The sequence below is a fragment of the Ruegeria sp. AI3 genome (genome assembly GCF_056541245.1).
The window spans coordinates 314,071-327,413 of the sequence record NZ_JBQFYA010000002.1; the positions used below are offsets into that span (position 1 = coordinate 314,071).

Sequence of the window (13,343 nt, forward strand, 5' to 3'; positions counted from 1 at the left end):
TCACTCGGGACCAATCTGGTACCCGGTCTTAGTCTTGCGGAACCCATGGTGCCCGGCTGTTGCCGATGCGCATGACCACTGATTTCACTTCGAAGAATTCCTCGAACCCATATCGTCCGATTTCCCGCCCCTGCCCGGATTGTTTGACCCCACCGAAAGCGACCTCGGGGAACCCGTCCATCCAGGTATTGGTCCAGACCGTTCCCGCTTCTGCTCGGCGGGCAAACTCTAGGCAGGTGTGAACGTTTTCGCTCCAGACCCCTGCCGACAGACCATAAGCGCTATCATTGGTGAGCGCGATGGCTTCGTCCAGTGTTTTGAAAGTCAAAACAGACAGAACAGGCCCGAATACTTCATCGCGGGCAATGGGCATATCAGGCGAGACGTCGGAAATCACCGTCGGCTGATAGAACTGAGCGCCAAGGCCTTCGACTTCCAGCGGCTCACCACCCAGATAAATAGTCGCACCAGAAGCCTGCGCCTGTTTGACATACGCGTCGATTTTTGAGTTGTGCTCGGACGTTACGATAGCCCCAACCTGCGTCGTCGGGTCCAGAGGATCGCCGAATTTGACTTTGCGCGACAGGGCGACGACGCGTTCGCGGAAGTCGTCAGCTATATCCTCGTGCACAATGATGCGACTGCTTGAATTGCAGCATTGACCAACGTTGAAATAGACACCGAACACAACCGCATCAGCGGCTGCATTCAGATCGGCGTCGGGAAAGATGACCTGAGGGTTCTTGCCCCCAAGCTCAAGCGCGACCTTCTTGAGTGTATCCGATGCTACTGCGCTGATCGTCTTGCCCACAGCGGTCGAGCCCGTAAAGCTGATCATGTCCACGCTGTCATGGCTCGACATCACACTGCCAACGGGAACTCCGTAGCCCAGAACGATATTGCATACACCGGCAGGCAACCCGGCTTCGATCAGCAACTCGCCCAGCATCAAGGTTGTCGACGGTGTCATCTCAGACGGTTTCACAACAACGGTGCAGCCAGCCGCCAACGCGAAGGGCAGTTTCTGACTGAGTATCCAGAACGGGAAATTCCATGGTGTGATGATGGACACGACACCGATGGGTTCCTTCAGCACGACACCCATCATGTCTGCGCCAAGAGTATTGTGGCTGTCGCCGTGCGTGCTGCGTGCCAATGAGGCCGCATAGCGCCAAAGGTCTGCTGCACCGCCGACCTCGCCCTTGGATTGGCTGATCGGCTTACCGCTTTCCAGCGTTTCGATCAGTGCAATCCGGTCGACATTCTGTTCAATCAGGTCGGCAACCTTAAGCAAAACGGTGGCCCGCTCCTTGCCCGATGCCCGACTCCACACACCGCTGTCGAACGACTTGCGTGCCGCCAAGATCGCCGCCTCAGCTTCAGCTTCGCCACCCAAGGCTGACCGGCTGACGATGTGCCCGTGCGACGGCGAGCGCCGTTCGAACGTCTCACCCGATGCGCTATTCTGCCACCTGCCATCGATGAGATGCCGACCTTCAAACACAGGCGGCAGCTCGAACGGGATAGCAGGGTTGATGGTGATATCTTTCATATTGTCAAAGGCCCGAAAATGTGGGGTTACGTTTTTCCATGAACGCTGCGACGCCTTCTTCGCGGTCCGCCGAGGCCGCAATCGCTGCACTACCAAGGGCTTCGACCACGGCATGAGAGTCTTCACCGACCGCTGCATGGATCATGTTTTTTGAGATTTCGGTAGCGCGGGGCGAAAGGTCGCTTAGTTCGGTTGTGATCTCAAGCGCGCGCGCCAGAACGTCGTCAGAAACCTCGGTCGCATAGCCCAAGGCCACGGCGCGGTCGGCACCAATACGGCGCCCGAAGAGTGCCATCTCTTTCACCGCAGCTTCGGGGACCAGCCGGGTCAACCGCTGTGTCCCGGACCAGCCGGGCACAATCCCAACCCGAGCTTCGGGCAAAGCCAGCGTGGACCGCGGGGTCATCAGGCGCAGATCGCAGCAACTGGCCAGCTCTAGCCCGCCGCCAAACGCGTGGCCGTTGATCGCAGCAATTGTCGGTTTGCCGATCCGCGCCAGACGGTCAAAGATACGATGTCCGTCACGGACCCAATGGCGAGCGAATTCGGCGGGGCTCAGCCCACCCCAAGCGCCAATGTCCGCCCCGCAGCAAAACGCTTTTTCCCCTGCGCCAGTCAGAACGAGCGCACAAATGGACGTGTCACGCTCGACGTCTTTCAGGCCAGCCTCCAGCGCGTGCAGCATATCTACAGTTAGCGCATTAAGCTTGGCCTCGTTGTCCAAAACCAGGACAGCGGTTGCACCTTCGATATGAATGCGCAGCTTGCTCACAGTGTCATTCCCATCGGGCCAACTGCGAATAGCGACTTGGACATTTGAACCGCGTTTTCCGCGACTTTGACGCGACCGCCTGAAGCTTCGACAATATCGCGCTGCGCCTCAATGCCGGGCATGATTTCCGTCGCGACCAGCCCCTGATCCGTAAGGCGAATGACACACCGCTCGGTCACATAGAGCACCTCCTGACCGGTTTCCCGGGCACGGCGGCCCGAAAATGTGACATGCTCGACCTGATCTACCATCTTGGTGAATTTTCCTGGGGCATTCACTTGGATACCGTCATCCGTCAGATCAATCTTGGCGCCGGCTTCGAACCAGCCCGAGAACACGATCTTTTTGGCTCGCGCTGTGATATCGACAAAGCCACCGCATCCTGCGGTCAGATAAGGCTTTTTACCAAGTTTGGAGACGTTTACATTACCTTCTACATCGACCTCGAGGAACGAGAGGAACGACATGTCGAACCCGCCGCCCTGGAAATAGATGAATTGCTGCGGTGACGGCACAAATGCGTGCGCGTTGGATGCGCACCCAAAGGCAAACCCGGTCAATGGGACGCCGCCAACAGCCCCCTGCTCGATCGCCCATGTCACCGCCTGAGGATGCCCCTCTTCCAACAAAACACGCGGGACCATTGCGCTGATGCCAAAGCCCAAGTTGGCGCTCATGCCGCTGCGCAGTTCTTGGGCGGCACGACGCGCGATGACCTTTTCGACACCATGCTCGGCCAGTGAGAAGCTGTCCCAAGGGCGCATAATCTGGCCAGAGATCGCAGGGTCATACAAGGTCTCTGTCGTTTGCATCTGCTCTGAGTCTTCAACGATCAGGTCGACTAGATGCCCCGGCACGCGCACGTCATGGGGGCGCAAGCTACCTGCGGCAGTCACTCGTTGAACCTGTGCGATCACGAGCCCGCCGTGGTTGCGTGTGCAAATCGCTTGCTCCAATCCGCCCAGATAGGCACCTTCATGTTCATAAGTCAGGTTGCCAAACTCATCCGCCGTGGTCGCGCGCAAAACGCACACGTTCGGATTGATGTTTTGGAAGTGCAACCAAGTCTGACCGTCGAATTCCTTTCGGTTAACAATTGGAGCCGCCGCACCACGCGCGTTCATCGCGCATCCTTCCCGAACAGGATCCACGAAAGTCTCAAGCCCGACCTGTGTGAGAACACCGGGTCGATGCGCTGCGGCTTCGCGATGCATATCGAACAGAATTCCCGATGGCACGTTGTATGCGGCCACTCGATCTTCGACGATCATCTTCCAGATTTCCGGCATCTCAAGGCTGGAAGGGCCCGACGGGTATGAACCGGCGAGAACGCGGCTTAGCAGTCCATCCTGCGCCAGATAATCCATTCCCTTCACGCCATACATATCCCCGGCGGCGATTGGGTGCAGCGTTGTAATGTTGCGCGGATGCCCTTCAGTGCGAAACCGCTCTCCGAGTGCCTTCAGCACGAGGTCAGGGCACCCGAGCGCAGAAGACGACGACACGGTGACAACCGCATTGTCTGGGATGCGAGAAACGGCCTCGGAAACGGAAACAAGCTTGTTCATCAAAAACCGCCATAATCTATGTTGATACGATCACCCGACGCTGCGGCCTCGCGAACGCTCAGCGCGATTGACAGCGATTTCACTCCATCAGGCCCGTCGGCAGCAGGACGGCCTTGTCCCGCCGCTGCGGCGACAAACTCCGAAACGCCTTGAACATAGAGAGAGTGGTCCGAAAACGGGATCTCTTCACTTCCGGCTTCAGTCACCAACTGTATTGCCCCAACCGGGCGCTGCGTCATGACGCCATCCGCAAAAATCGAACCCTCGGTTCCATGCACCTGCAGGCCAGACCCGGCAAAGGGGTGCGTAAAGCTTTCATGCGTCATGACCATCGCGCCCGAGGGCATCGTCCAGACGGACATGCACGAGTCTTCGACACCCTGCCCCATCCCAGAACTGGCCATTTGCGCGACGACAGACACCGGATCCTCGTTCAGCAGGAAACGCGTGACATCGGCGTCGTGAACAACGATATCAGGGATCACGCCACCGCCAGCATCGGCAGAGTTGATACGCCACCCCTGCAAGTTCTCGGGCAAATGCACTGCGTGATGGATGCGCAGCGAAAGAACCTCTCCGACGCGCCCATCTGCGATCAGGTCACGAATGGCACGATGACTGCCAGAGCATCGCAGGTGGTGATTTGTACCAAAAGTCACGCCAGCCGCGTCGGCCGCGCGCACCATTTCGACAGCCTCCGCTTGCGTCATCCCGAGCGGCTTTTCACACAGAACATGCTTACCAGCCGCGATGGCAGCCATCGCCTGACCATGGTGCTTCTCATTTGTGGAAGAAATATAGACGGCTTTCACGCCATCGTCAGACAGCGCTGTGTTCAGGTCTGTGGTTGCATTGGGAATACCGTGCTCCTTAGCCCAGGTTTGCACCCGGTCAGAGGAATTACTCACGACCCAGGTCACGTCGTTGCCTGCCTGCTGACGCACCGCGTCCAACATATATTGCGAAGCTATAGTGCTCGCTCCGACAAATGCCCAGTTCATCTGATTTCCCTACAATTGGAACGTTCCAAAGTATATAATGGAACGTTCCAAATTTGACAAGAAAAAACTCTGTGCCCACCTTAAAGGTAAGAAAACATGGATAAAAACGCGGCGCTCGATGCCTCATCCAAAACTATCACCGGGAATCGAAGATATTCACACCGTGTCGGCACTCTGACTGAGTCGCAGAATTTGCCGAGCGTCACTCGCTTCATTGCGTTAGAGCAACACCTTCCACCGTCACCCTGTGCATAAGACGTCGAAACCCATGGTAGTCGTTGATCGCTTTGTGCCACGTCGCTCTGTTATCCCAAATGGCGATATCCCCTTCCTGCCAACGCAGGCGACATTGGAATTCAGGCTGCTTGCAATGATCATAAATCATACCCAGCATTGCGGCAGACTCATCCACGCTCAAGCCTTTGATTTTGGTCGTGAACACAGGGTTGACGAACAACCCGCGCCTACCGCTGAGAGGATGCGTGATGACAACGGGGTGCAAAGCGTCTTGCGTGGCAGCTTCGGCGTTCCCCAAACGGCCGCTTTCTGCGGCTTCTGTGTCCATGATGCTGGCTCCAAAGACATGGCGAGAGGAATGAACCGCCCTCAAACCATCTAAGAAACCACGCATCGTGGGCGACAAAGCTTCGTAGGCGGCAGCCATCGACACAAACAACGTGTCGCCACCATGGGGCGGAACCTCCAGGGCGTGCAGGATCGAGCCCATAGCAGGCTCCTGATCATAGGAGTGGTCAGTATGCCACCCCTCTCCCACAGCTTCTTTCTGATCCTTCTCTTTCAACACCGTGGCAATCTCAGGATAGCCGTCCACCGGTTTGAAAAATCGGTTCACGTTGATTGGGCCGAACCTTCTCGCAAAGGTCAGATGCTCTTGCGGGCTAACGCTTTGGCCCCTCAGTGCGATAACGGAGTACTTTGCAAAGGCTGACACAATTGCGTCGAATTGATCTTCACGCCGGATGTCTGCCCCGACGATTTCCGCACCCAATCCACCGGTGAGAGGTTTTACTTCCATGCGCCTTCCTCCCTGCTTCGCTCAGCCTAGAAGACGAGAAATATCACTTCAAAGCAATCGGCTTGGCTTCGTACAACTCCAATGGAAGATCGTCCGGGTCGCTGAAGAAAGTGAACCGATGCCCGGTATACTCATCGACACGGATGTCTTCGACGAGGACACCTTTCTGTTCCAGACTGTCTTTTAGCGCTTCGATATCATCCACAACAAACGCAAGATGCCGCAGACCTTGTGCTTCGGGGCGAGAGGTGCGTTTGGGCGGGGTGGGAAAGGAAAACAGTTCAATCTGAGAGCCGTCCGGCAATGCCAAATCCAGCTTCCAAGATTGCCGCTCAGCCCTGAAATTCTCGGCAACAATCCTCAAACCAAGCGTCTCTGAATAAAACGCCTTGGACCGTTCATAGTCCGAACAAATGACTGCAGCATGGTGGATTGCTTTCAGACTGGTCACGGGCAGTTATCCTCATTATATCAATAGCTTAAACCAAATTCTTAAGGTAATTTTTCACTACACCTTCGATGCTGATCGAGAAAACCAAGAGCTGTTTGGCCAAACTTGGCAACCGAACCATACAGGAAAACAGAGCAGTATTCATCAAGCGTCTGTGAACTCGCAGCCGACGTTGTAGGCAACTCGTGCCAGCGGCGGCTCGCGGCTCGAAAACAACCTTCAAAAAACATGTTTCGTGATTTCCGATTTGAGAGCCAATGCCGCCACTCTCGGCCGCCTACAAAATCTTTTGAAAGAACTGAGCATTGCTCTCAGACAAATTCGAACCAATCTCAATTGCGCCAGTTGGAACAGTCCTCAATGCCGCGCAAAGATCGCGCCACTCAAGCAAATTCAATCTGAGCAAGTTTTTTTGATGGAACTGCCTCGACCCGTAAAGCGAGACTGTCGGAACATAGTCAAGTAGGCCACTTCCTCTTTCACCTTTCAGAAGAGTAACTTGATCAGCTGTCCAGATGCTCCGTCGCTCCACCGAAGAAGAAAGCTGTTTGATAATCCAACTCCGTTGAGGCCAAACGTGACCAACCCTTAACAGTGTTTTTGAAAAGGTCCCCCTAGGTCGCGTTTAAAATCGGACCATCCAGCAAACTGACCAAATCTCCAAAGTATCCTCCAGAACGGGCTGGACGCGTAGGATCAGAGGTGATTGCGACAGCAAGGTTTCGCTCAGGATGGGCCGCTATGATTTGGCCTCCATACCCACGCGCCAATGCATAGCCCGAAGGGGAAAGAAACCAGCCATAGCCGTAGTCTAGTCCAGAGAAAGGTGAACGGCCGTGCGGCTTGGTCGATTCCAAAACCCAACGCTCAGGAATGATTTGCGTGTTGGCAAAAGCCCCGCGGTCCCGAAGCAACACCGCGATCTTCAACATCGAACTCGGCGTAATCGCCATTTCGTTCCCACCCAAGTAGTAACCCTGTGGATCCTTCGTCCAAGCGGGGATCTCGATACCAAGTGGTGCACCCAGCCTCTCTCGCGTCAGTCTCAATAGGCTTTGTCCGGTCGCCACGGTCAACGCTGCGCCAAGCACATGGGTCGATCCTGTAGAATAGAGCATCTGCTCTCCGGGTTCAGCAACCATCGGTCGTGTCAACGCGTCCGCGATCCAGTTGGGAGAGTTGATCCATTCTCCGTAGTTGCTGCCCGAGGTTCTTTCGAGTCCTGCCCGCAGCGTCACCAGATCCTCCATCGTAATGCTTTCGGAACCGGGTGTCGCATTAGCGGGCAAAAGTCGCGGCGCGACCTCCTGCAAGGTGGCATCTACAGATGGGATTTCCCGCCGGTCGATCGCCGTCCCAAGCAACAAAGCCACAATGCTTTTCGAACACGACTTTATGTTGGCCGGTCTATCTAGGCCTGCACCCTGTTGGGCCTGCGCGAAAATGACCTCATTTCCGCGTTGAATTTGCAGTGAATGCAACTGCGGAAGACCGCTGACTACATCATTCAGCGCCACCGTTTGTCCCCGCGCAATATACGGAGCACAAATTGCGGTTGCGGTTGCCAACAGGAACTTGCGACGTGTAATCATGGCATTCATTTGGAACCAAATCTCGGAATGTCCAGACACCTCCGCAACATCCTAGGATTTATTGTCCAAGATGTAAGAAAGCCTCCGCAAACGAAAAGTGGGATTTGAGGCAACAGGAGGCTTCGCTTGTAAACTTGGCCAGCATCCTAGCGCGCAAGAACTGTGGTAGACTGAACCCGAGGACATTCTAGCAGGAGATTTCCCATTGCTACCGAATTCACTCCGTCTCGCACTCTCGGTCATAACAATCGCCATGTCGGTGGGCGCCCTACCGGACCGCGCCAATGCGATAACGCAAGATGTTCCAGCGTGGCTACAAAAGCACGTGGGTACCGGTGAAGGGCAAATCGCGCCAATCGTTTTAGAAAGGGCACGAGCTCTTTACATCAAGAAACTACGCCGAGGCGAAGTCAGGAACCCCTGCTACCTGGCCAAGGACGCAACCCGCCCCAGCACTGCAAGAAACGGCAATCCGGGCAAGCGTTTTTATGTCATCTGCGAGTCACAAAAGTCCTTCCGAGCGGTTTCGTCCGGCTATGGCAACGGCCGAAAACTACAACGCGCCAATTTTTCGAATGGCCGACAATGCGCGAAGAACTTCAGCAACGCAGAGGGCTCTAAACTAACCGCCGGAGGCGCCTATGTGACGGCTGAAACCCGCACGTCTTTCAAAGGTTACCACAGTCATTCCGGCAAAACGCAGCCGTTCTATCGCACTTTCCTTTTGTTTGATGGTGAAGGAGAAACGAGCAATGCTCGGGAGCGGGCCATCGGAGGCCATCCGGCTGTCTTCCTTAAGTGGCAATGTCGGTTCAAAAACCCTCAAAGCTCTCATGCAGACAACGATGGCTATGTCCCCTACGGAAGGCTTGTGAACTACACCGGTGGTCGTAGCAATGGTTGCACAACCTGGTCGCAATCCGCCTCAAAAGAGATTTTGGCGCTTGTAGAAGGGAACCCGACAACCCTGTATATCTACCCTGAATCCAAAGACATAAACGCTGTCGCCAAGGCGGTGAAAAAGGGAAAATCACTTTCTCGAGCTGGAGTTTACTGGAACGCAGCTTGCCTAAAAGCGATTGGCGAACCAAAGTTTTGGCCCAAAAGCAGCCTACAGCCGATCATAAATAGTTGGAGAGCATCTTTGCCCAAACAGCCGCCGTTGGAATTGCCGATCTGCAAGTAAACTGCAAAGCAGAACCTAGGCGCGCTGTCCTTCAAGCCTTTGTTCTGTGGGCGCGACGCTGACGTTCATTGCATTTCGCTCAATGTGTGCTTTGATGGGTGCTGTCAGACAAATTCGAACCAGTCTCAGTTAAGCCAGTATAGCCGCCCTTTATACCGCAGCAAATTCGCACCACTCGGCGAGAGCCGCGGCGTGTGTCAGCTTGAAGGTATCTCTGCTGACTAGTGACCTTTCCTAGTTGAAGTAGTTGTATGAGGCGAAGCAATCCGTCACGACGGTCCGCTTTACCGTGCCGATTCATGAATTTCTCGAGTAATTTCAATGCCGCCTGTTTGTTTCGGCGTTTGGTGACAACGGCTTCCAGCACTTCGCCCTCATGATCTACGCCCCGCCAGAGGCAGTACCTGCTAACATTCACTTCCAAAAAATAAATTATCCATGTGCCACTTCCAGTTTGAGAACGTGCGCAGCTGCTGCGCACGCTTTTTTCCGAGCTCAGCAGCAAGCATGTGGTGAAACAGGTTCCGTAAAGATCGGACGGTTTTGTGGCTCACCTCAATTCCCCGTTCATACAACAGATCTTGAACGTTTCGCGGCAACAATGAGAACGGAACATAAAGCACTACAGCCAAATGAACGATCTCGGGTTTGATCTTAAAAAAATTGAATGGCAATAGTGTAATCACATGCGAAGGTCACAAGAGTGAACTGCACTCTTCTATCCAAGTTCTTCTGACTAGACCCTTCTAAATATCCACCAGTTTTCGCTATCCAGTTCGGCTTCTTGGTTGATGCAACAATGGTTCTGAGCTTGCGTAGGGCGTCACTTCACTCCGGCGAAGAGTATTTGTTTCTTGCGGTCTGCATCCCTTTGACACACAACGAAATCCTCCTCATGCAAAAATCCCTGAGGGGAGGACGCAACTGAGAAATGCCCAAAATCATCTCGCCCAGCAACTAGCGCAACCAAAGTTTTCACGCCGTTTTGCTGTTTCATTGAGGGCTTTATGAAACGCAACGCCGCACCGATGCGTCTATCGTCTGTGTTATTGGGCCCTGATGCGTGGAAAAGATGCCCGTGATGCATGGACGCCTGCCCAGCACGCAATTCGGCAGCGACTGCATCTTTTTCGTTCACATCGACTGCGATTTCCTGCCCACGTGACAACAGATTGTTTTCACTGAAGGTGTCCACGTGAGGCACGATACGGCTTTTGTGGCTGCCAGGAAGAAACTTCATACACCCGCTTTGCTCAGACGCTTCTGAAATCGCAACCCAGCACGTAACTTCTTCAGCATCATCCAATCCCCAATAGGTCAAGTCTTGGTGCCACGAGACTATTTTCGATGACCGCGCTTCTTTTACGAAAAGTGCACCGCTCCAAACCATGAGGTCCGGCCCCAACACCGTTGAAGCAGCTTCAATCAGCTTCGGATGGCGCAGAAGTGCATCGAATGATGGTATCAGCCTGTCCGGATAGGAATACAGAAGCTTGAGTTTCTCCGGGTCGTCTCTGAGAATGCGCTCTGCTTTCTCAAAATCATCGCGCAGCGTTTGGACCTCTGAAGCTGTAAGGATATCCAGAGGAGCTACGAAACCATCTCGTTCATAAGTCTTTGCAATATCACGCGTTCGTCTATCCATTGTCACTATCCGGAAAAGTTAACTGCACCTTCATTGATTGGCTTCGATCAGACGCAACCTCGAAAGCAGTGACGGCCTCGCCAACCTCGAAGGAATGCGTCACCAATTGGTCGACATTTATTAGTCCGCTTCGCATCATCTCGACCGCGACTGAGAACTCGGAATGGAAACGGAAAGACCCGCGAAGCACTATCTCTTTTGCAGTCAACGCCTGCATCGGCACTGTCATATCTCCGCCCAGACCAAGCTGAACCAATGTTCCACCTGGTCGCAAGCATGTGACGCCAGAAGCCAGAGCCGATTGAGCACCAGAACACTCCAGTTGGACATCAACCTGGCCCTTGTCCTTTTCAAACTGCTCCAGTTTTTGCGGATCGGCGTAGGTGTTGATGACATCGTCTGCCCCGCATTCACGCGCCAGAGCGAGGGTCTGGTCCGAGATATCCGTCGCCACTATTCTGGCCGCCCCAGAACGACGCGCCGCCAAGATCGTGAGGCAGCCGATCGGACCGCATCCCGTGATGAGTACCGTTTTACCCAGGAGGCTCCCGGCTTGTTTAATCGCGTGCAAACAGACCGCTAAAGGTTCGGCCATGGCGGCCTGCGCAGGGCTCAACCCGTCTGCCGGAACGCATTGACTGGCTTTCGCCACGAGTTTGCTTTGAAAAGCGCCTTGGATATGTGGAAACGGCATCGCGCTGCCATAGAACTTCATATCAAGACAGTGGTTTTGCTGCCCGTTCAGACAATAGATGCAGGTTTGGCAAGGGCGGGATGGAGAAACTGCAACCAGTTGACCAAGGTGTAGCCCCTCCACACTTGACCCAGCTTTCACGATTTCCCCGGCGACTTCATGTCCTAGCACCATCGGTTGACGCAGCTTGATCGCACCGAAACCACCGTGGTTGTAATAATGTAGGTCAGAGCCGCAAATCCCACCCGCGCGCATGGCGATCAAGACTTCGTCTGGCCCCACGTCGTAAACGTCCCGGTTTTCCAACCTCAGATCTTTTGCGGCATGGATAACAACAGCAACACTAGCCGAAGACATTGCACGGACTCCCTATACAGATTGCCAAAAGATACGGATAGTCGGTGCTGACAACCAAGGGATTTTTGCATGACGCTTGAAATGTTCAATTTAAAGGGAACACGCGCACTCGTAACGGGCTCTAGCCAAGGCATTGGATTTGCGTTGGCTCGTGGCTTGGCTGCAGCCGGTGCGCAGGTCGTTTTGAACGGGCGCGACACCGCGAAACTAGCAACAGCCGCATCCGAGTTGAGCGAAACAGGCGCCTCAGTACGTGAACTTTCGTTCGATGCGACAGATCATGAAGGTGTCCGATCTGCCGTGGATAACTTTGAAGAGAACGTCGGACCCATAGACATCCTGATAAACAACGCCGGAATGCAACATAGGACGGAGTTACAGGATTTCCCTGCTGATGCGTTCGAGCGCCTGCTTCAGACAAATGTAGCGTCCGTCTTTCACGTCGGTCAGGCTGTGGCACGGCACATGATTGAAAGAAAGTCAGGTAAGATCATCAACATTGCATCGGTGCAATCCGCATTGGCACGACCGGGTATTGCGCCTTACACGGCGACAAAAGGTGCCGTGACCAACCTTACAAAAGGCATGGCTACTGATTGGGCTAAGTATGGTCTGAACTGCAACGCCATTGCGCCCGGGTATTTCGATACACCTTTGAACGCCGCATTGGTTGCTGACCCAGAGTTCAGTGCATGGTTGGAGAAACGTACCCCGGCCGGTCGCTGGGGCAATGTAGAAGAACTTGTCGGTGCCGCCATATTCCTTGCCTCCCCCGCTTCCAGTTTCGTCAATGGACATACTCTCTATGTCGATGGTGGAATAACGGCGTCACTTTGATTTGTGGCGTTCAATCGTCTGCTAAGCACGATTGACGGTAGATGCCGTCTATAGCGCCGACGCCAATGCAATCACCACAACAACCATCAACGAAGCCGCCATCGCAAAGTTGATCCTTTGATGCGATCTCTCGCTCAAATCAAGGCTGCCCAGCTTTGCGCCGGCACCCAGCCAGATCATGTGCACTGGCACCCAAATCATGTTGAAAACTATGATTTTTATGACGACCTCCCAAACGGGCGCATCGGGCAAAAAGGCAAACCCTGAAAACAATGCTGTGCCGACCACGTAAGCCTTGGGATTAATGAACTGAAGTGTCAGCCCGTTCGCAAACCCAAGTGGCGTGACCGCAGGGGAAAACCCGACCTTTGAGCCAGCGCTAGCAATACGCCAGGCGAGAAATCCCAAATACCCGACAGAGGCGAATAGCAGGAAAGTTCTAAGCACCGGAATAGCCAAAGCTACCGCAGCGACTCCGGAGACAACCAACATCATGTTGATGAACCCGCCCAGCATCAAACCGGCCACAAAAGCTAGTCCAGCTCGAAAACCAAATGCTGATCCAATGCCTGCAGTTGTTAAAACACCTGGGCCCGGCGTAATCAGCAGAAAGAAAACCGCAACAGCAAACTCAAACACTATTCAGATTGGC

At 54.3% G+C, this 13,343-nt stretch carries 12 protein-coding genes and 1 pseudogene; 2 read left to right on the top strand and 11 right to left on the bottom strand.

Going from position 1 to position 13,343, the window contains the following annotated elements:
- Positions 1-28 precede the first annotated feature (28 nt).
- From ACRZ95_RS05360 to ACRZ95_RS05390, 7 genes are all read right to left on the bottom strand, one after another.
- On the bottom strand, positions 29-1,552 hold the full coding sequence (locus ACRZ95_RS05360) for an aldehyde dehydrogenase family protein (protein ID WP_170677431.1): 1,524 nt from the start codon (positions 1,550-1,552) through the stop codon (positions 29-31).
- Positions 1,553-1,556: 4 nt separating this feature from the next.
- Positions 1,557-2,324, bottom strand: a complete 768-nt coding sequence (locus ACRZ95_RS05365) for an enoyl-CoA hydratase/isomerase family protein (RefSeq protein WP_170677429.1) — start codon at positions 2,322-2,324, stop codon at positions 1,557-1,559.
- Positions 2,321-3,892, bottom strand: a complete 1,572-nt coding sequence (locus ACRZ95_RS05370) for a CoA-transferase (protein ID WP_170677427.1) — start codon at positions 3,890-3,892, stop codon at positions 2,321-2,323. Before ACRZ95_RS05370 ends, ACRZ95_RS05365 begins: the two co-directional genes overlap by 4 nt.
- Positions 3,892-4,893 carry a Gfo/Idh/MocA family protein gene (locus tag ACRZ95_RS05375; protein WP_170677425.1) on the bottom strand — a complete coding sequence of 334 codons (1,002 nt, stop codon included), beginning with the start codon at positions 4,891-4,893 and terminating at the stop codon, positions 3,892-3,894. The genes ACRZ95_RS05370 and ACRZ95_RS05375 overlap by 1 nt, the downstream gene beginning before the upstream one ends.
- A gap of 211 nt (positions 4,894-5,104) precedes the next feature.
- On the bottom strand, positions 5,105-5,929 hold the full coding sequence (locus ACRZ95_RS05380) for a TauD/TfdA family dioxygenase (protein WP_170677423.1): 825 nt from the start codon (positions 5,927-5,929) through the stop codon (positions 5,105-5,107).
- A gap of 43 nt (positions 5,930-5,972) precedes the next feature.
- Complete coding sequence (gene gloA2, locus ACRZ95_RS05385) at positions 5,973-6,380, bottom strand: SMU1112c/YaeR family gloxylase I-like metalloprotein (RefSeq protein ID WP_480554615.1); 408 nt, start codon at positions 6,378-6,380, stop codon at positions 5,973-5,975.
- A gap of 614 nt (positions 6,381-6,994) precedes the next feature.
- Positions 6,995-7,981: a serine hydrolase domain-containing protein gene (locus tag ACRZ95_RS05390; protein WP_480554663.1), complete on the bottom strand. Its 987-nt coding sequence runs from the start codon at positions 7,979-7,981 to the stop codon at positions 6,995-6,997.
- A gap of 196 nt (positions 7,982-8,177) precedes the next feature.
- Here ACRZ95_RS05390 and ACRZ95_RS05395 point away from each other — a divergent pair, with 196 nt between their 5' ends.
- Positions 8,178-9,158: a hypothetical protein gene (locus ACRZ95_RS05395; protein ID WP_480554617.1), complete on the top strand. Its 981-nt coding sequence runs from the start codon at positions 8,178-8,180 to the stop codon at positions 9,156-9,158.
- Positions 9,159-9,308: 150 nt separating this feature from the next.
- Here ACRZ95_RS05395 and ACRZ95_RS05400 read toward each other — a convergent pair.
- The 3 genes and pseudogenes from ACRZ95_RS05400 to ACRZ95_RS05410 all read right to left on the bottom strand — a co-directional run bounded on the left by ACRZ95_RS05400 (position 9,309) and on the right by ACRZ95_RS05410 (position 11,854).
- Positions 9,309-9,844: pseudogene (locus tag ACRZ95_RS05400) on the bottom strand (DDE-type integrase/transposase/recombinase).
- Between the two features lie 137 nt (positions 9,845-9,981).
- Positions 9,982-10,803, bottom strand: coding sequence for a phytanoyl-CoA dioxygenase family protein (locus ACRZ95_RS05405; RefSeq protein WP_170677421.1), 822 nt, complete (start codon positions 10,801-10,803; stop codon positions 9,982-9,984).
- Positions 10,796-11,854, bottom strand: coding sequence for an L-idonate 5-dehydrogenase (locus tag ACRZ95_RS05410; protein WP_170677419.1), 1,059 nt, complete (start codon positions 11,852-11,854; stop codon positions 10,796-10,798). The genes ACRZ95_RS05405 and ACRZ95_RS05410 overlap by 8 nt, the downstream gene beginning before the upstream one ends.
- Positions 11,855-11,923: 69 nt before the next feature.
- Between ACRZ95_RS05410 and ACRZ95_RS05415 the strand changes: the two genes are divergently transcribed.
- Positions 11,924-12,691, top strand: a complete 768-nt coding sequence (locus ACRZ95_RS05415) for an SDR family oxidoreductase (RefSeq protein WP_170677417.1) — start codon at positions 11,924-11,926, stop codon at positions 12,689-12,691.
- Positions 12,692-12,739: 48 nt separating this feature from the next.
- On the opposite strand, the gene ACRZ95_RS05420 is transcribed toward ACRZ95_RS05415, so the two are convergent.
- Positions 12,740-13,330, bottom strand: a complete 591-nt coding sequence (locus ACRZ95_RS05420) for a LysE family translocator (protein WP_170473609.1) — start codon at positions 13,328-13,330, stop codon at positions 12,740-12,742.
- Positions 13,331-13,343: the final 13 nt, after the last annotated feature.

Bases quoted from the DNA above. Each gene is read 5' to 3' on its own strand.
- ACRZ95_RS05360 (WP_170677431.1), bottom strand. From the start codon at position 1,552: ATGAAAGATATCACCATCAACCCTGCTATCCCGTTCGAGCTGCCGCCT.
- ACRZ95_RS05370 (WP_170677427.1), bottom strand. From the start codon at position 3,892: ATGAACAAGCTTGTTTCCGTTTCCGAGGCCGTTTCTCGCATCCCAGAC.
- ACRZ95_RS05375 (WP_170677425.1), bottom strand. From the start codon at position 4,893: ATGAACTGGGCATTTGTCGGAGCGAGCACTATAGCTTCGCAATATATG.
- ACRZ95_RS05380 (WP_170677423.1), bottom strand. From the start codon at position 5,929: ATGGAAGTAAAACCTCTCACCGGTGGATTGGGTGCGGAAATCGTCGGG.
- ACRZ95_RS05390 (WP_480554663.1), bottom strand. From the start codon at position 7,981: ATGAATGCCATGATTACACGTCGCAAGTTCCTGTTGGCAACCGCAACC.
- ACRZ95_RS05405 (WP_170677421.1), bottom strand. From the start codon at position 10,803: ATGGATAGACGAACGCGTGATATTGCAAAGACTTATGAACGAGATGGT.
- ACRZ95_RS05410 (WP_170677419.1), bottom strand. From the start codon at position 11,854: ATGTCTTCGGCTAGTGTTGCTGTTGTTATCCATGCCGCAAAAGATCTG.
- ACRZ95_RS05415 (WP_170677417.1), top strand. From the start codon at position 11,924: ATGACGCTTGAAATGTTCAATTTAAAGGGAACACGCGCACTCGTAACG.